The organism is Ottowia thiooxydans, from assembly GCF_040548795.1.
Lineage (GTDB): Bacteria > Pseudomonadota > Gammaproteobacteria > Burkholderiales > Burkholderiaceae_C > Ottowia > Ottowia thiooxydans_A.
Genome location: NZ_JBEPSH010000001.1, coordinates 779,751 through 797,615, shown reverse-complemented (window position 1 = coordinate 797,615; position 17,865 = coordinate 779,751). Strand labels below are relative to the sequence as shown.

General features: G+C 58.3%; 15 protein-coding genes. 2 read left to right on the top strand and 13 right to left on the bottom strand.

Going from position 1 to position 17,865, the window contains the following annotated elements; translation table 11 throughout:
• Nucleotides 1-110: 110 nt before the first annotated feature.
• A complete protein-coding gene (locus ABIE13_RS03630; RefSeq protein WP_354441206.1) occupies nucleotides 111-1,970 on the top strand; it encodes a polysaccharide biosynthesis protein in 1,860 nt (619 codons plus the stop codon).
• Nucleotides 1,971-2,132: 162 nt separating this feature from the next.
• Here the strand turns inward: ABIE13_RS03630 and ABIE13_RS03625 are convergent, their stop codons facing one another.
• The gene (locus tag ABIE13_RS03625; protein WP_354441204.1) at nucleotides 2,133-2,813 is read right to left on the bottom strand and encodes an LON peptidase substrate-binding domain-containing protein; all 681 of its coding nucleotides are present in this window, start codon (nucleotides 2,811-2,813) and stop codon (nucleotides 2,133-2,135) included.
• Nucleotides 2,814-2,844: 31 nt separating this feature from the next.
• On the opposite strand from ABIE13_RS03625, the gene ABIE13_RS03620 reads away from it, so the two are divergent.
• Nucleotides 2,845-3,408: a YggT family protein gene (locus ABIE13_RS03620; protein ID WP_354441202.1), complete on the top strand. Its 564-nt coding sequence runs from the start codon at nucleotides 2,845-2,847 to the stop codon at nucleotides 3,406-3,408.
• Nucleotides 3,409-3,638: 230 nt separating this feature from the next.
• Here ABIE13_RS03620 and accD read toward each other — a convergent pair whose 3' ends face one another.
• From accD to leuC, 12 genes are all read right to left on the bottom strand, one after another.
• Complete coding sequence (gene accD / locus ABIE13_RS03615) at nucleotides 3,639-4,511, bottom strand: acetyl-CoA carboxylase, carboxyltransferase subunit beta (RefSeq protein ID WP_354441200.1); 873 nt, start codon at nucleotides 4,509-4,511, stop codon at nucleotides 3,639-3,641.
• A 184-nt stretch (nucleotides 4,512-4,695) separates the two neighbouring features.
• The gene (trpA, locus tag ABIE13_RS03610; RefSeq protein ID WP_354441198.1) at nucleotides 4,696-5,505 is read right to left on the bottom strand and encodes a tryptophan synthase subunit alpha; all 810 of its coding nucleotides are present in this window, start codon (nucleotides 5,503-5,505) and stop codon (nucleotides 4,696-4,698) included.
• Complete coding sequence (trpB, locus tag ABIE13_RS03605; RefSeq protein WP_354441197.1) at nucleotides 5,502-6,785, bottom strand: tryptophan synthase subunit beta; 1,284 nt, start codon at nucleotides 6,783-6,785, stop codon at nucleotides 5,502-5,504. Before trpB ends, trpA begins: the two co-directional genes overlap by 4 nt.
• Nucleotides 6,786-6,915: 130 nt before the next feature.
• Entirely contained in the window at nucleotides 6,916-7,605 is a 690-nt protein-coding gene (locus ABIE13_RS03600) for a phosphoribosylanthranilate isomerase (protein WP_354441195.1), read from the bottom strand.
• Nucleotides 7,602-8,387: a tRNA pseudouridine(38-40) synthase TruA gene (gene truA, locus ABIE13_RS03595; RefSeq protein ID WP_354441193.1), complete on the bottom strand. Its 786-nt coding sequence runs from the start codon at nucleotides 8,385-8,387 to the stop codon at nucleotides 7,602-7,604. The genes ABIE13_RS03600 and truA overlap by 4 nt, the downstream gene beginning before the upstream one ends.
• A 4-nt stretch (nucleotides 8,388-8,391) precedes the next feature.
• On the bottom strand, nucleotides 8,392-11,232 hold the full coding sequence (locus tag ABIE13_RS03590) for a FimV/HubP family polar landmark protein (protein WP_354441192.1): 2,841 nt from the start codon (nucleotides 11,230-11,232) through the stop codon (nucleotides 8,392-8,394).
• A gap of 358 nt (nucleotides 11,233-11,590) precedes the next feature.
• Entirely contained in the window at nucleotides 11,591-12,721 is a 1,131-nt protein-coding gene (asd, locus tag ABIE13_RS03585; RefSeq protein WP_354441251.1) for an aspartate-semialdehyde dehydrogenase, read from the bottom strand.
• 338 nt (nucleotides 12,722-13,059) lie between these two features.
• Nucleotides 13,060-13,767, bottom strand: a complete 708-nt coding sequence (locus ABIE13_RS03580; RefSeq protein ID WP_354441190.1) for a haloacid dehalogenase type II — start codon at nucleotides 13,765-13,767, stop codon at nucleotides 13,060-13,062.
• A gap of 428 nt (nucleotides 13,768-14,195) precedes the next feature.
• Nucleotides 14,196-15,266 (bottom strand): 3-isopropylmalate dehydrogenase, encoded by a 1,071-nt coding sequence (gene leuB, locus ABIE13_RS03575; protein ID WP_354441189.1) that lies wholly within the window; start codon nucleotides 15,264-15,266, stop codon nucleotides 14,196-14,198.
• 40 nt (nucleotides 15,267-15,306) lie between these two features.
• Nucleotides 15,307-15,960 (bottom strand): 3-isopropylmalate dehydratase small subunit, encoded by a 654-nt coding sequence (leuD, locus tag ABIE13_RS03570; RefSeq protein ID WP_354441188.1) that lies wholly within the window; start codon nucleotides 15,958-15,960, stop codon nucleotides 15,307-15,309.
• 173 nt (nucleotides 15,961-16,133) lie between these two features.
• The gene (locus tag ABIE13_RS03565; protein WP_354441187.1) at nucleotides 16,134-16,325 is read right to left on the bottom strand and encodes a hypothetical protein; all 192 of its coding nucleotides are present in this window, start codon (nucleotides 16,323-16,325) and stop codon (nucleotides 16,134-16,136) included.
• Nucleotides 16,326-16,392: 67 nt separating this feature from the next.
• The gene (gene leuC / locus ABIE13_RS03560; protein WP_354441185.1) at nucleotides 16,393-17,847 is read right to left on the bottom strand and encodes a 3-isopropylmalate dehydratase large subunit; all 1,455 of its coding nucleotides are present in this window, start codon (nucleotides 17,845-17,847) and stop codon (nucleotides 16,393-16,395) included.
• Between the last annotated feature and the right edge of the window lie 18 nt (nucleotides 17,848-17,865).

The following is a 17,865-nucleotide window of genomic DNA, read 5'->3' as shown; positions in this document are numbered from 1 at the left end:
AAAAAATGAGGCCCCCACGCTTACCTGCTTCGCATGGAACGCTGCCCCCCGTGGGGGTGTTTTTCAGCTCGGGAGCGGCCCTTCGCTGAAAAATGGCGAAAATACGCGCCATGCTGACTGAACTACGGCACTCCTTGGTCAGCAAGAGCTGGCTGCCGGACCTTGCCTTGATTGCACTTGCCTGGTGGATGGCTTTTTGGCTCCGTTTTAACCTGGGGTTACCTGCGCGCTATGTCTATGACGCTCTGATCACCACACCGATTGCTCTGGTGGGGATGGCCTGCGGTTTGATAGTGTTGCGGGTGCCTCGCCAATCGTGGCGATATGTGAGTCTTGCCGATTTACGGGGGCTGGCGGCCGGGGTAGGGTTAGGGGCTCTTTTGACTATGGCCGTTGTCCTGGGCTTGCGCATACAAGGCTTTCCCCGGTCGGTGTTCCTTATCAGCGCAGTCCTGGCGCTCGTGTTTCTGGCTGGAGCCAGGGCTACCTGGCGCACTCTGATGGAGTTGGTTCACGCGCCCACTGCTGGGACATCTGCTGCACAGCCCTTGCTCGTGGTGGGAACTCTGGAAGAAGCGGACCAGGCGTTGCGCACCCTGAAGGGCGTGACAGGCTGGCAAGTTCGCGGCGTGGTGTCCCCCAACGTTCAAGATACTGGTCGAACGCTGCAAGGCATTCCCGTGCTGGGCTCGGTCGAACAACTGGCGAAGGTCGCGCAAGCGGGGCATATCAGCACGATCTTGCTCGCGAGCCCGCCAGGGGCGGCCCTGAGGCGCGAAGTATTGCTGCGTTGGTCTGCCTCGGGATTGGTGCTGCTCACCCTGCCTAGTGCGGACGAATGGTTGAGTCCCGGCGCAGTCGCGCCGCGGGAGGTGCGGCTGGAGGACTTGTTGGGACGAGCGCCGGTTCAACTCGATGCTCAGGGGCTATCGGCGTTGGTGGGTGGACAAACCGTGCTGGTGACGGGGGCTGCAGGCTCCATAGGCTCGGAGCTATGCCGCCAGGTAGCGCGCTTTGGTGCCACGCGTTTAGTCTGTGTGGACCAGTCTGAATTTTCGATCTACCAGCTCGAGCAGGAGCTGCGCCGCAGTTTCCCTAATCTGCGCGGCGTGTTCCTGACTGTGAACGTACGAGAGTCCGAACGCATAGCCGATATTGCCAGGCAATATCAACCGACCATGGTGCTCCATGCGGCAGCTTACAAGCACGTGCCTTTGATGGAGGAAAGCAACGAAGTAGAGGCTCTGCGCACCAATGTCCTCGGCACGCTGTATGCAGCAAAGGCTGCAGCCCTTTGTGGCGCTCAACGCTTTGTTCTGGTCTCCACCGACAAGGCCGTCAATCCGACCAGTGTCATGGGAGCCAGCAAACGCCTGGCAGAACTGGGGGTTCAGGCCGTGGCAGACGAGTTCCCTCGCACGCAGTTTCTCTCGGTGCGATTTGGAAATGTTCTGGGCTCCAGTGGATCTGTTGTACCGTTGTTTACTTCCCAGATAGAGAAGGGCGGCCCGATCACAGTCACCCACCCTGAAATCGTGCGCTACTTCATGACCATTCCTGAGGCTGCGCAATTGGTACTGCAAGCAGGTCTGATGGGAAGTTCAGGTCAGATTTTCGTGCTTGATATGGGTGAGCCTGTGAAGATCGCAGAATTGGCTCGCATGCTGATTCGGCTCTCCGGCAAGTCAGAGACTCAAGTGCCCATTGTGTATACAGGCTTGCGCCCTGGGGAGAAACTGTATGAAGAGTTGCTCGCCGATGATGAAACCACCGAACTCACGCCGCACCCCAAGCTCAGGGTAGCCAAGGCGGGAGGTTCGGAAATCGCAAGCCCTTCAGCGATCGAATCAGCGATCCTCGACCTCGGTGTTTCGCCTTCTGGAGATTCAGTGCGTGGATTGCTCCACCGGTTTGTTCCCGAATATCAGGTGGGAAAACCGAAAGGAGAAGGGGTGCTTCAAGCGCAGTGATCCAAGCAGATTCTCCCGGTGGCCTGTCTTGGCATGTGCGCGGGGATGACGATGATCGGGAATGAAGGGCAACGGGGTGTTGTGCTGACCAACTCACGACACCAGCGGCTCCAGCGGGACTGCGTTACCTAGCCCGGGGCGGCAAGTACTCAACGCCTGAACTCAAGGCACGTCGGGCCCTGCTGTCTGTCCCCCGATATTGGAGCGGTTCAGTACATCAGCCACCAGTTCAAGCCGCAGGAGAGGATTTTCCAACGCCATCAACTGCTGCTTGGTTTCGTTCGGTAGCGGCAGCAGTTCGCACCAACGATTGGCAACCCAGCCGCAGTCTGCGTAAGCACCTGAGGGATCAGACGCCGTCGTCAGCACACCATTTGCACGAAGCGTTGTTCGTAGCTGCCGCAACAGATCGACGGTAAAGAAAAGATCGTCCGGGATATTGACGGTCTGATCGTCTTCGATCAAGACCACGTCGGCGACCCAGAGACCATGTTTGAGACGTTCCTTGCGAACGGTGCGAAACCGTTGCTTGCCCTCACACTGCATCACGAACAGGCCAGGTTGGGGGCGTTCCAGAGTCACAATATGAGCCAGCGTACCTTCCGAGTGCAACTGCTCTTCGGGCGCACCCGCCACCAGAACCTCATGACCCTGGCGTAGGTTGACTACGCCAAAGGGCGCGCCAGCTTGATAGCATTTTTCAATCAGATCAAGATAGCGCACTTCAAAAATACGCAGAGGCAGTTCTCCGCCTGGAAACAGCACGGTGCCCAGCGGAAATAACGGCAGTCGAGTGAGGGTAAGTGGTTCGTCAGCCATAGGTATCGCTATGATCGCACGCATATGAATCCACAGGCCGATCTGTCGGCAGCCAATGCTCTACCAAATCGTTTCATTTCTGCTTGAAGTTGCCGCGACCTTGGTGGGCGGAGCTTGCCTGCTTCGCCTCTACATGGGGTGGCGCCGTATGTCCATGGTGAATCCGGTCGGAAGATTTGTCCTGGCACTCACCGACTGGCTGGTCCTGCCCCTGAGGCGGGTGATACCACCGCGCGGTTCTGTCGATGCGTCCAGCCTACTTGGCGCCTGGTTAATCAAGATGCTGCAATTCGCAGTCATGATGCTTTTTCTGGGTGGTCACGGTTGGGCGGTCTTGCCAGTACTGGCGCTGCTCGGCATTGTCAAACTCGCCATCTCCGTGGCTACGGCGGTGGTTCTTGTTTCCGTCATCATGTCCTGGGTGCAGAACCGAAACGCCATGGGGGATGTGTTTGAACGCCTGAGTGAACCTCTGCTTGCACCTTTGCGCCGCGTTATCCCGCCTATTGGGGGAATCGATCTGTCTCCACTGGCGCTGCTCGTGTTGCTTCAGATCGCAAGCATCATGCTCGGGGCTGCCCAAGCGCGCTTGCTGGGTGGAGCGGTGCTTGGCGGGTAGTGCTTGGCGGGTAGTGCTTGGCGGGTATTGATTGGCGCCTAGGGCGTGTATAGGCGGCCTTGGACGACGCGCATTGGCGTTCCGCTCAGCACAAAATGCGCCGTAGCCTTTGAAGTGAGCCCGGGAGGAGAGGAACGGGCCCTGCGCATGGCAGGGCATTTACTCAAGTGGTCAACGTTTTGCCGCGTGGCACTTGGCGTGCCATTTTTGAGCGGCAGACCGGCCGTTTATCAGCTCACTGAGTCCGCAGGCTGGCGCTGCAGCATGGCCAGCAGTTTGGCTACTTTTTCGCGCAGTTCGCGTCGATCGCAAATAAAGTCGATTGCGCCTTTGGTTTGCAGGAATTCTGCACGCTGGAAGCCCTCAGGCAGCGTGACGCGCACTGTGCTTTCGATGACACGGGGACCTGCAAAGCCGATCAACGCCTTGGGCTCTGCGATCACCACGTCGCCCACAAAAGCAAACCCTGCGGACACGCCACCCATCGTGGGGTCGGTGAGTACGCTGATGTAGGGCAGGCCCTTCTTGGCCAAGCGCGTCAAGGCTGCATTGGTCTTGGCCATCTGCATCAGGGACAGCAGGCCCTCCTGCATACGGGCGCCACCAGTGGCCGTAAAGCAGATGAAGGGCACTTTCTGTTCAATGGCGGTTTCAACACCGCGCACAAAGCGCTCACCAACTACCGAGCCCATGGACCCGCCCATGAAGTCGAACTCAAAGGCGGCTGCCACGACGTTAACCGATAGCACAGCACCACCCATGACCACCAGGGCGTCGGTTTCACCGGTGTTTTCCATTGCCTCTTTGATTCGCTCCGGGTACTTCCGGCTGTCCTTGAACTTGAGCGCATCGACCGGCACCACCTCCTGGCCGATCTCATAGCGTCCTTCATTGTCGAGAAAGACGTTCAGGCGCTCGCGCCCACCCAGGCGATGATGGTGACTGCAGTGTGGGCAGACGTTCTGGTTTTGCTCCAGATCCGTCTTGTACAGGACGGTTTCGCACTGAGGGCACTTGATCCAAAGGCCTTCAGGCATTTGCCGCCGCTCGGCCACGTCAGATTTCTGAATTTTGGGAGGAAGAAGCTTTTCGAGCCAACTCATGGAAATTCCTTGGAGGTTGTCGGACTTGGAGCGCCGATAGCGAAAACGGGCTCCAGCCAAGACGGTTTCATTGTATTCGCAGGCCTAAGAGGCCGGCATACCGATCGCTGGCCTTCATGCGCCACAGGGGATTCGCAACAGGCGATTGGCAAGTCCGCAAGCCTCTTGAACAATAGGAGGATTATCAGGCGTCCAGCGCAGTACGGATGCTGCGCATGAAATCAGCCGCCACCGCAATCACGCGTTCGTGTGGTTGATCTTCGATAAGCTGAATCAAGCGACTGCCAATGACGACTGCGTCCGCAATGCGTCCGATGGCGCGGGCTGTCTCGGCATCCCGAATTCCAAATCCCACACCCACTGGCACGTGGACGTGCTGGCGAATACGGGGCAGCATGTTCTCGACTTCTGCCGTATTCAGCGTGCCTGACCCCGTCACGCCCTTGAGCGATACGTAATAGACATAGCCACTGGCCACTTGAGCAACCTCTTTCATGCGTTGCTCGGTCGAAGTGGGGGCCAGCAGGAAGATAAGGTCAATGCCGTTCTCTCTGAGCTTGAGCGCGAAGGCTTCGCACTCCTCAGGTGGATAGTCGACGACCAGAACACCGTCGACACCCGAGGCAGCGGCATCGCGAATGAATGCGTCCGCACCGTGCTTCTGGTCATAGCGCTCAATCGGATTGGCGTAGCCCATCAGGACCACTGGGGTCAGAGCATCCTTTTCCCGGAATACCTTGACCATGGCAAGAACCTGCTTGAGGCCGACGCCTAATGACAGCGCGCGGTCTCCGGCCTTCTGGATTACCGGTCCGTCTGCACTCGGGTCCGAGAACGGGACGCCGAGCTCGATCACGTTGGCGCCTGCGGCCACCATGCCATGCATCAATGCAGGCGTAATGTCGAGGTAAGGAAAACCAGCCGTCACATAAGGGATCAAGGCCTTGCGGTTTTCCTTTTGAAGCTTTTCGAAGGTCGCGGCGATGCGGCTCATGACTTGGCTCCTCTGGACGCAGGTATACCCTTGACGACATGGCCGCGCATGGAAGGGCGGTCATAGAACTCCGCCCCATCAAGGTCGGCTACGGTGCCTATATCCTTGTCGCCGCGTCCTGAGAGGTTGACCAGGATCGATTGGTTCGGGCGCATGGTGCTGGCGAGTTTCATGGCGTAGGCAAATGCATGGCTGGATTCCAGCGCGGGGATGATGCCTTCAGTTCGGCACAAGTGGTGAAAAGCGGCCAATGCTTCAGCGTCGGTCGCTCCTACGTACTCAGCGCGGCCAATGTCTTTCAGCCATGCGTGTTCAGGGCCAACCCCGGGGTAATCCAGTCCGGCACTGACACTGTGCGTCTCGGTGATCTGGCCGTTGTCGTCCTGCAGTATGTAGGTTCGGTTGCCATGCAGGACGCCGCTGGAGCCTTTTTGGAGGCTGGCAGAGTGTTTGCCACTTTCCAGGCCCTCTCCAGCAGCCTCTACGCCGATGAGGCGCGTATTTTCGTGCGGAATGTAGGGGTAGAAGATGCCCATGGCATTGCTGCCGCCACCCACACAGGCAATCACGGCATCAGGTTGCTCGGCGGCAATGTTTTGGGCGGCCAGCATCTCGGGCATTTGGGTCAGGCACTCCTGCCCAATGACGCTCTGGAAGTCCCGTACCATGGCGGGGTAGGGGTGCGGACCAGCCACTGTGCCGATGATGTAGAAAGTGTTGTCTACGTTGGCCACCCAGTCGCGCATGGCTTCATTCAGAGCATCTTTGAGCGTCTTGCTGCCAGATTCCACAGGCACCACAGTGGCACCGAGCAGCTTCATCCGGTAGACATTGGGGCTCTGGCGCTTGACGTCTTCGCTACCCATGTAGACCACGCATTCCAGCCCGTAGCGCGCGCAAATGGTCGCCGTGGCAACGCCATGTTGGCCGGCGCCGGTTTCTGCAATGATGCGCGGCTTGCCCATACGCTTGGCCAACATGGCTTGACCGATTACGTTATTGATCTTGTGAGCGCCCGTATGGTTGAGATCCTCGCGCTTCAAGTAAATCTGCGCGCCCCCAAGTTCACGGCTGGTGCGTGCTGCGTGGTACACAGGCGAAGGACGGCCCACGTAATGAGCCAGCTCGTAGTGGAATTCAGCTAAAAATTCGGGATCGTTCTGAAATTTGGCATACGCTTGTCGCAGTTCGTTGATTGCGAAGGTCAGCGTTTCACTGACGAAGCTTCCGCCATAAGGACCAAAATGTCCGGAGGCATCGGGTTGTTGATAGGAGGACATGGGATGGGCAGCCTATTTTCTAATGGATGGCGAAAATCGCGCCGGAGCAGGCGGATGTTCCAGATTGGTAGTTACTGACGGCAACCAGGACTGCGTCACAGGTCAATGAGCGCCACAATTCAGGCGTTGGTCAGTCTTCACGGGCGTCAGCGGCTCTTACGGCTTCGACAAATTGAAGAATTTTGTCTGCGTTTTTGATGCCTTTGAGCGGCTTGCCGTCGGGACCGTCGGCTTCGACGCCAGAACTCACGTCAACGCCGAGCGAAAACCCCCGAGTGCGAAGTGCGCGCACTCCTTCTCCCACGTTTGCAGGTGTGAGTCCACCAGACAAGACGAGGTGAGCATTGACGCTTGGTGGTAGAAGTGACCACTGAAATGCCTTACCGCCGCCGCCATAACCCTCGACTTCAGCGTCGAGCAATATGGCTTGGGCGTGATGAAAATCCTGGGTGAATTCTATCAAGTCGAATTGCGCCGCGGAACCGAGTGGAATCCGGGCTGCGCGAATCCATGGCCTGGTGCACGCTTTGGCAATGCTCTCGCATTGGATGGGCGTTTCGTCTCCATGAAATTGAAGCAAAGTGGGCGCAATGAGTGCGCAATCTGAAGCTATTTGCTCTTCAGCGGCATTCACGTAGAGCAGGACCGAGCTCAAGAACGGTGGCAACCTGCGAACCAACTCCGCCGCACGCTCAGCACTGACATGACGAGGGCTTTTGGCATAGCGGACAAATCCTATGGCATCTACGCCTGCAGCCACGGCCGCATCCACGTCCTCTTCGCGAGTCAGGCCGCAGATCTTGATGCGTGTTCTACTCATAATGGCAACCAATCATACGCGGGTGTGTGCTCCGGTAGTCCCCACTTCTGATCGTACAGTGGCCCAAGGAAATACAGTCCGTCAGGCGAGAACGTCGGGGCCGCCACTTTCCGGTTGCGCGCCAGTAATACTTCGCGCATCCAGTCTGGGGATTGTGCACCTTGGCCCACTGCAATCAGGCAGCCCATGATGTTGCGGATCATGTGGTGCAAAAAGGCATTGGCTTCGAAATCAAAACGCCAGTAGGCTCCTCGTCGGGCAATGTGGATGCGCTTGATGGTTTTCACTGGAGAGAGTGCCTGGCACGCCGAGGCTCTGAATGAGCTGAAGTCGTGTTCGCCCATCAAATGGTCTGCGGCCTGACGCATGGCCTGCTCTTCCAGTGGACGGAATACCCACCCCACGCGCCCCGCATCAATACTGGGCCGCACGGGTGACTCAAGCAGTATGTACGCGTAGCGGCGGGCGAGGGCGCTTGCGCGGGAGTGAAACTCCAGCGTGACCTCTTTGGCCCACTGCACCGCAATGTTGGAGGGCAGGTACCGGTTGGTCCCACGCACCCAAGATGACAAGTCCCGCACGAGATCGATGTCGAAATGCACCACCTGCATGAGGCCATGAACACCTGCGTCCGTACGGCCCGCGCAAAGCGTAGATACCGGACGGTTCGCAAAAGCGGTCAAGGCCGTTTCAAGCTTGTCCTGAACTGTGAGTCCGGTGGCCTGACTTTGCCAACCTTGGTAGGCGCGGCCATCGTAGCTGAGGCCGAGCGCAAGCCTCATGTGGTCAACTCAATTCATTCAGGAAGCGCTCGGCACGTGCCTTGAGTGGTCCAGACGCTTCGGCGACGACCTCCTTGATGAGGCTGCGTGCGCCTTCGGTGTCACCAATGGCATGGAACTCTTGAGCGAGCGCCATTTTGGTGCTCAAGGGGTTGTCATCCAGATCGTCCGCAGAATCAGGTTGCTCCGTGCTTGGCTCTCCAGGCGAGCGGGATTCTGGATCCATGGAAAGGGCCTCCAGATCGAACTCGATCATGCCGGAATTTCCAGTGTCGACAGGAGCAGGCGGAGGCGGGACCGAAAGGGAGGATGGCGTTGGATAGGCCTTGGGCGTATCGAGCGTCATGGGTTCGGAGCTTGCGAATTCTGCTGCAGCGGCAATGTCAAGATCCAGATCGAAATCCAGAGGCGGCATGACGGAAATCGGCGAGACCAGCAGGTCAGCCGATTTCGAATCAGGCTGCTTCGGTGCCGCTGCTGCAACAGCCGCTGCCGCAGCAGCAGCACCGGTGACAGCAGCAGTCGTGCCCATGGCTGGTGGGGCTTCTGGCGGGACACTGCGAGCGCTGCTTGTCTTGGCAGGTTGGGCGTCATTGGCCTTGACCGGAGCGCTTTCCAGATCCAGGTCCAGAGCTGAGAAGCTGCTGGGTAAGCCGCTTTTTTCGTCGATCAGCCGGGTAGGCATGGGGCCGGTGTCGGTGCCGAATGCGCGGCGGGGAATTTCAGCATCGTCCGCAGCCAATAGGTTGGACTCGGAGGCGTACAGCGGATTATCCGCGTCGATCTGTGAGCCAAGTCCGCGGATGTAGGCCCAATCGCCACCGGTTCCGCCAGAGATCGCATGCGCTTCGGTCGCAATGGCCTCGAGCGCGCGTGCATCGCGGCGCTTCAGGTAGATTTCTGCCAGCTTGCGGTGAATGGACAAACGCGTAGGGTTGACGCGCAGGGCTTCTTTCAGAATTTCTTCTGCCTGCATGTCACGGCCATAGGCCAGATACACGTCGGCTTCGGCCACTGGATCCACATCACCAGCCGCGTCGATCTGACTTGGCGAGTAAATCATGGACGACTGATTGCCCATGTGCGAGGTGCGGTTGGTCGTATCTACACGCCTGCCACCGCTCGATCCAAAGAATGAGTCGCCTTGTGGGCGGCTTTCGGTCAGTGTGCTGTCAAATTGGCCATCTGCTTCTTTTTTACGGCGTGAGCGATAAAGGCCGTATCCCAGCAGCAGAGCCAACAACCCGCCGCCTGCCAGTGGGAGCATTGGATTTTCTGTGAGGGAATCAAGAAGAGAAGGCTCTTCTACCAGTGGGGGCGCAGGCCTCGGTGCAGGCGGTTTGGGTGCAGGTTTCGGCGCACTGCTCGCTGCGGCCGCAGCCGTGGCGGCGGCTGCTGTGCTCGCAGTTACGGCAGCCGCTTCCGCCGAGGACGCCGCTTGGATGCTTGCGTTGGCCGCTGTGGTTGATGCCGCCGCTGCTGCAGCAGTGGTTGCTGCACTTGTAGCAGCCGCGCTAGCCGCAGGTGATGCGCCGACAGGCACGTTGATCGACGGGGCCTGTGCTGTGCCACCGGCGGAGGGCGTTGTGGGTGCTGCAGGAGTTGCTGCTGTCGCAGGGGCTGTGCTTGGTGCTGGAGCGGGTACTGCAGTGCCTTGCAGACGTGACAACTCGGCAATGTTCCGGTTCAGTTCTGCAATGCGATCTGCTTGCTCTTGAGCTTGTCGAGTACGTGCGGCGCCAGTTTCGGCTGCGCCCGGAGAAGACGCAGCGCCTGCTGCCCCCTTGGAGATAGTCAACCGATCCGGTGTGGCCGGAGCAGGTGCGCCGTCACGGACGCTCGCTGAAACGCGGCCAGAAGCGCTTCTGCCTGCCGCCTCGACTTGAGCGGCGGGGGCGCTTTGGGCCAAGCCACGGCGGAATTCGCGGAAATCTCGGCTTTGCGCCACTACGGCCTGGCGTGCTTCTGAACGGGGTATCGAGGACGCCTGCTCCGCATTGGGCATATCCAGGACAACGCCAGCCTTCATATAGTTCACGTTGCCCCGTATGAATGCTCCCGGATTGGCTCGCAGCATGGCCATGAGCATTTGATCCAGAGAAACCCCAGCAGGCAGGTTGGCAGACGCTAGTCCGTAGGCCGTGTCGCCACGCCGAACCGTCACTTGCCCACCCCCTCCGGCTGCGGAGTTGCGGGCTTGCACCGCTTCGGCGGCTCTTGCACGTTGTGCGGCACGTGCGGCAGATGCCGTGCCAGGTGTCGTTTGTTCTGCCACTGAGGGGCGTGTGCCTGGTGCCGGAGGCGGCGCCTGCAAGACCTGCGGGCCAGCAGGCGACTGCGTCTGAGGCGCTGGAACGGGTGTCACTGGGGCGGCTGCCTGAGGGCGCGATGGCGGATCGACCAGCATCGTGTAGTCGCGCACCATGCGGCCGTTGGCCCAGTTGGCTTCTATGACGATCCCCAGGAAGGGCTCATTGATAGGGCGTTCGCCAGTCAATCTTAAATAGGCTTGCCCGTTTGCTCGCCGCTCGAGGCTCAAACGAGCGCCTGTCAGTGCTGCTGTGTAGTCCACGCCCACAGAGCGGAAGGCTTGCTGGGAAGCGATCCGAGCCTGAAAGGACGAGGCCTCTTCGGAAGAGATTTGTGGCACTTCAATCTCGGCACGCAAAGGCTCTCCGAGAGAGGAGCGTACGGTAATGGCGCCTAGGGCCAGTGCTTGGGCATCCAGACTGATGCCCAACGTAGTCAATGCGACCGCTGAAGCAAGGGTTGCCTTCTTCCAGACAGGGAACCTATTGCTGGCAATATCCGACCCCCGTTGAGCAGCGTTGGACTTTTTCTTCATAGATCATTAGACAGGCTGGGCCTACCGCAAGGAGATACGGAAATCAACATTAACATCAACGAATTAGGCTGACAAGCTAATGGGCAGCCTGAAATTCGAGGTTGTCGGCAGAAAATTCACCTAAGTCAACTCCCGGTTGGTAATGGTGCCAATGATATAGCCAACCGTGGACTCTCCTGGAGCAAGCGGCGTCGCTCTGCAGTGGCGGCATCATCAGGAGGCATGATGTTGTCGTGGCGCAACGAGCCAGGCTCGATGCGCTACTAAACAATGAACCCGAATCCGGGTCAGGAGCGCGCGGTCCTGACATTCAGAATGTCAGAGCGTCAGAGCGTTTGCCCTGCAGCTCAGTCACGAATCAGGCATCCAGCAAAATGCGCAGCATACGGCGCAAGGGTTCCGCAGCACCCCAAAGCAGTTGATCCCCAATTGTGAAGGCGCCCACGTATTCGGGGCCCATGGCCAATTTGCGGATCCTGCCCACAGGAATGGTCATGGTGCCGGTGACGGCCACTGGCGTGAGGTCTGCCAGGGTGGCCTCCTTGTTGTTGGGCACCACCTTGACCCACTCGTTGTCTGCTGCAAGCATGGCTTCTATATCGGCCACTGGCACGTCTTTTTTCAGCTTGAAGGTCAAAGCCTGACTGTGGCAACGCATGGCACCGACGCGCACGCAGAATCCATCGACTGGAATGGCCGCTGTACCAAAACCTTCACCAAGACCCATGATCTTGTTGGTTTCGGCCATGCCTTTCCATTCTTCGCGTGAGTAGCCATCACCCAGATCCTTGTCGATCCAAGGAATCAGGGAGCCGCCAAGGGGTACGATGAAGTTGGCTGTCTCGTCCTGGCTGAGGCCACGTTGGCGGCCGATGACCTTGCGATCGATTTCAAGGATGGCGCTCTTGGGATCATCCAATAGCGGCTTCACTTCGGCATAGAGAGTGCCGTATTGAGTCAGCAGTTCGCGCATGTGCTGTGCACCGCCGCCGCTAGCAGCCTGGTAGGTCTGGGTACTCATCCATTCCACCAGCCCCGCTTTGTAGAGTGCGCCTACGCCCATCAGCATGCAACTGACTGTACAGTTGCCGCCCACCCAGTTGTTGCCGCCCTTGCTCAGTGCATTCTTGATGACCGGCATGTTCACTGGGTCGAGAACAATCACCGCGTCGTCGTTCATGCGCAGCGTACTCGCCGCGTCGATCCAGTGGCCTTTCCAGCCGGCCGCACGCAACTTCGGAAACACTTCAGAGGTGTAATCACCACCCTGGCAGGTAATGATGATGTCGCACTTTTTCAGCGCGTCGATATCGTGCGCATCCTTAAGCGTTTTCTCATTCCGCGCCAGAGCAGGCGCGGGGCCGCCGGCATTGCTGGTAGAGAAAAAAACTGGCTCGATCAGTTCGAAGTCTTTTTCGGCCTGCATGCGGTCCATGAGGACCGAGCCGACCATGCCGCGCCAGCCTACGAGGCCAACCGTGTTTCCGATTTTCATTTTCTTTCGCGCCTTTCAAACAAAGTTAATCTGTCTGACCTCCCCGGATCGTCTGGCTCCGGGAGGGTGGGCGCACGACGAACCGGGACTGAGGTCAGCCCTTTTTGGTGATCGTGGTAATGGAGGAGATGAGCGAGACAATGACAGCGTTCGCCTTCGGTGTTGAAACCGAAGCGAGGGGATCAAGGCGATCGCACGCGTTCATAGTGCGCTAATTTTAGTGGAGCATGCCTTGTTCGCCGAAGGCCAATCAATCAATTCCCGTCAGGCGCAGGGGGAAATGTCTCTTCGGTACGACGGGTGTGTTCTGAGATGTAGAAAAAAGATTTCAGTTATTGCAGTTGATTGGCCAGGTCCATAAGGTCGCTTGCGTGCAGCGTGTTGGCTGGATCGGGTGAGACAGCCTTGGGGCGGCGAGAACCGAATTCCAGCGGCCTTTCTATATAAGCGGTCTGCAAACCGCAAGCGCGAGCGGCGGCCAGATCATCCTGGTGGGCAGCCACCAGCATGACGTCGGACGGCGCCAGATCGAACACCTCAGCGGCACCGCGGTACACCACGGGGTCAGGCTTATAGGCTCGGAACACTTCGGCAGAAAGCACGCAATCCCAGGGAAGGCCGGCTTGCTTGGCCATGTTTGTCAGCAGGCCTATGTTGCCGTTGGACAGCGTGCAGATCGTGTGCCGTCGTTTCAGCAGCGACAAGCCTTCTATGGCATCTGGCCATGGAGCCAGGCGATGCCACACGCGATTGAGTTCCCGGCGCTCTGTGCTCGGCATACTTTCCAGGCCGAATCGGGGAAGGATGTCGTCGAGGATCATTCTGTGCAGATCATCCACTTTGGTCCAGCCCAGCTCGCCGGACGTGACCCGTGCCATAGCCGGACGATAACCTTCTCGCCAAGCGACTGCAAACGCGTCGCCGTCTACTTCAGGGTAGAGATGAGCCATCTCAGCGACGATGGACCCATGCCAGTCGACTACCGTGCCGAACACGTCAAAAAGCAGGACCCTGGGCGGGGTGGGAAGTACAGCGGCCATGTCTTTTTACCGTGCTGCGCAGGAATTCAAATGCGGGTGGATGGAGCGTTCAATCCATCTCACATGCTGGCCAGCCACGGGCTCGCAGGCGCGCTCCACATCATATGTCGGCGCCAAACCGAAGCTGATCGCGCTTTTCCAAAGCACTTTGGCAATGATTTCAGCGGAGGGCGCAGGGATTGCGGAAAGGGCTATTTTGGGGGAATAGTCGGACATGGCAGCGTCTCTCTGAGATGTTTCAATCCAGCCTTGCGGCCTCCATCTCAGCATAGGCGCTAACACATGCAACTGTCTGTAGGACAGAACACCAAGCAAGACCTTGGGAGAGGTGGTCTTGCCAATTCACCCCTCGCTCTCCACGGTAGCCCTGGGGTGCAGAGGAGGGGGGGCCGACTGCGCAGGTAACGCAATGGGCGCAAACGGTTATCTCAGCCCAAAGCCTTGACGACCGCTTCGCCCATTTCGCGGGTGCCGACCTTGGTCGTACCTTCGCTGTAGATGTCTGGCGTACGCAGGCCCTGCGCCAACACCTTTTTGACAGCGCTTTCGATACGATCCGCCGCCTCTGGCTTGTTGAGCGAAAAACGCAGCATCATCGCCGCGCTGAGAATGGTGGCCAAGGGGTTGGCTACACCTTTGCCAGCGATGTCGGGTGCGCTGCCATGGCTGGGTTCGTAGAGCCCTTGCTTCTTGTCGTTCAGACTTGCCGAAGGCAGCATGCCGATGGAGCCGGTGAGCATTGAAGCCTCGTCGCTCAAGATATCGCCGAACATATTGCCGGTCACGACGACGTCAAAACGCTTGGGCTCCTTGACCAGCTGCATGGCAGCGTTGTCGACATACATGTGATCGAGCGCCACGTCTGGGTAGTCCTTATGGACATCAGTAACCACGTCTTTCCACAGCTGGAAGGTTTCCAGAACGTTGGCTTTATCAACGCTGGTCAGGCGCTTGCTGCGTTTGCGCGCGGCTTCAAAAGCCACCCGGGCGATGCGTTCGACTTCCGGACGTGAGTAGCGCATGGTGTCAAAGGCTTCTTCGGCACCAGGGAAATGGCCATCAGGCGCGACGCGTCGTCCACGGGGCTGACCAAAGTAAATGTCGCCAGTCAACTCGCGGATGATCAGAATATCCAGACCGGCCACCAGCTCGGGCTTCAGGCTACTGGCATGTGTGAGCTGCTCATAGCAGATCGCAGGGCGGAAATTGGCGAAAAGACCCAGGTGCTTACGCAGACCCAAGATAGCCTGTTCGGGGCGCAAGGGGCGATCGAGCTTGTCGTATTTCCAATCACCTACGGCGCCGAACAAGATGGCATCAGATTGCTGGGCCAACTTGAGCGTGCTGTCCGGCAAAGGATGGCCGTGCGCGTCGTAGGCGGCACCACCTACTGGCGCCTCTTCCATTTCGAATTGAAGATCAAGCGAATTGAGGACTTTTACTGCCTCGGCAACAATTTCAGTGCCAATGCCGTCACCAGGAAGAACTGCGATTTTCATATTAGATTTTGAAGTCAGGACTTGCGAACGTCATCGCGTTTCAGTAGGCGGCCGCTGTTTTAGCCAGCCAAGGCTTGGTTGCCAGGCGCTCAGTCTCAAATGCCTTGATTTTGTCCGCTTGGCGCAAGGTGAGCCCAATGTCGTCCAGGCCGTTCAGCAAACAATATTTTCTGAAAGGCTGCACATCGAAGGCCAGTTCGCTTCCATCGGGTTTGACAATCACCTGGCGTTCCAGGTCGATGGTGAGTTCATAGCCGGGGAATACTTTGAGCTCGTCGAACAGTCTGGCAACGGTGGCTTCCGGCAGCACGATGGGAAGCACGCCGTTTTTGAAGCAGTTGTTGAAGAAGATATCAGCAAAACTGGGTGCTATGACGCTGCGAAATCCGTATTGCTCCAAAGCCCAGGGCGCATGCTCGCGGCTTGAGCCGCAGCCAAAATTCTTGCGGGCCAGGAGAATGCTTGCGCCTTGGTAACGCGGCTGATTCAGCACGAAGTCCGGGTTGGGTTTGCGCTGGGTTGGATCCTGGCCGGGTTCGCCCTTGTCCAGATAGCGCCATTCGTCGAAAAGATTAGGGCCGAAGCCGGTTTTCTTGATCGATTTGAGAAACTGCTTTGGAATGATCGCGTCGGTATCGACGTTCTCGCGGTCCATCGGGGCGACCAGGCCTTTGTGTACGGTGAATTTATCCACGGTGGCAATCGTTAAGAAGTTTAAAAAATGCTTGAAAGGTCGACAGTCAGGTAAGCGCTTGAACGAGACGCGTCGTCCTGCCAACTCCCCATGTATTACCTGGCGATCAACTGCGGCAGGATAAGTTGGGGGGATTGGTTGAAGGCTGACGCCATCCAGGGAACAAGGAGCGCTTATTTGGCAACGCCTTTGACTTTTTCACCAGCGGTGTTCAGGCCGTCGCCGGCCTTGTCCAAGCCGGTGCCTACGGCGTTGGTGACTGTGCCTCCCACTTCCTTGGCGTCTTGTTTAGCAGCGTTCCATGTATTGCAACCGGCCAGAGCCGCAGCAGCAACAATGAGCGTCAGGGCAAGAGTTTGTTTCATGAGAGATTCCTTTCGGTTGTTTCAGTAAGTAAGGATTACAAGCTTACCAAGGACGAAGCCTGACCGCTCAGGAAAAACGGCGGATATCTACAAAATGTCCGTGCACTGCAGCAGCCGCGGCCATGGCAGGGCTGACCAAATGCGTGCGACCACCAGCGCCCTGGCGACCTTCGAAGTTGCGGTTGCTGGTGCTGGCGCAGCGCTCACCGGGTTCCAGTCTGTCCGCGTTCATGGCCAGACACATGCTGCAGCCTGGCTCACGCCATTCGAATCCCGCGGCCGTGAAAATCTTGTCCAGGCCTTCTGCTTCGGCCTGGGCCTTGACCAGGCCCGAGCCAGGCACCACCATGGCCAGCTTAACGTTACGCGCAACCTTCTGACCAAGTCGTTTGACCACGGCAGCAGCTTCGCGCATGTCCTCAATTCGGCTGTTGGTACATGAGCCGATGAAAACCTTGTCTATATGGATGTCTTCCATCGCCTTGTTCGGCTCCAGGCCCATATAGACAAGTGCGCGCTCAATGGCGCCACGCTTGTTGGCATCCTTCTCTTTGTCTGGATCAGGCACTCGGGCATCGACGCCCAGCACCATTTCCGGGCTGGTGCCCCAAGTCACCTGCGGCACGATGCTGGCGGCGTCGAGTTCCACCACAGTGTCGAACTTGGCGTCTGCATCGGAATGCAGCGTTTTCCAATACGCGACCGCTTGATCCCATTCGGGCCCACCCACAAACTTGCCTGACACCTGATCGGTTCCAGGCGAGAGCAGACGACCTTTGACGTACTCGATGGTTTTCTCATCGACAGCGACCAGTCCTGCGCGGGCGCCTGCTTCGATGGCCATGTTGCACAAGGTCATGCGGCCTTCCATGGACAGCGAGCGAATGGCGCTGCCCCCGAACTCGATCGTATAACCCGTACCGCCTGCCGTACCAATCTTGCCGATGATAGCCAGGGCAATGTCCTTGGCAGTGATGCCGGGGCGCAGGCTCCCTTCGACCTTGATCAGCAGGTTCTTGGCTTTCTTGGCCAGGAGCGTTTGGGTGGCCATGACATGCTCTACCTCGCTGGTGCCAATGCCGTGCGCGAGGGCGCCGAAAGCTCCATGCGTACTGGTGTGGCTGTCTCCGCACACGACCGTCATACCGGGCAAGGTAGCACCATTCTCTGGGCCAATGACGTGCACGATGCCCTGGCGTTCGCTCAGGAACGGAAAGAAAGCGGCTGCACCAAAGGACTTGATGTTGGCATCCAGGGTAGTGATCTGCTCTTTGCTGATCGGGTCTTCAATGCCGTCGTAGCCTCGCTCCCAACCCGTGGTGGGCGTGTTGTGGTCAGCAGTAGCCACCACCGAACTGACGCGCCAGACTTTGCGGCCTGCCTGACGCAGGCCTTCGAAGGCCTGCGGACTGGTGACTTCGTGCACCAGGTGGCGATCAATGTAGAGGATGGCAGTGCCGTCTTCTTCGGTATGGACGACATGTTCGTCCCAGAGTTTGTCGTAGAGGGTGCGGGATGTCATATTGAGTCTCTCGTGGGA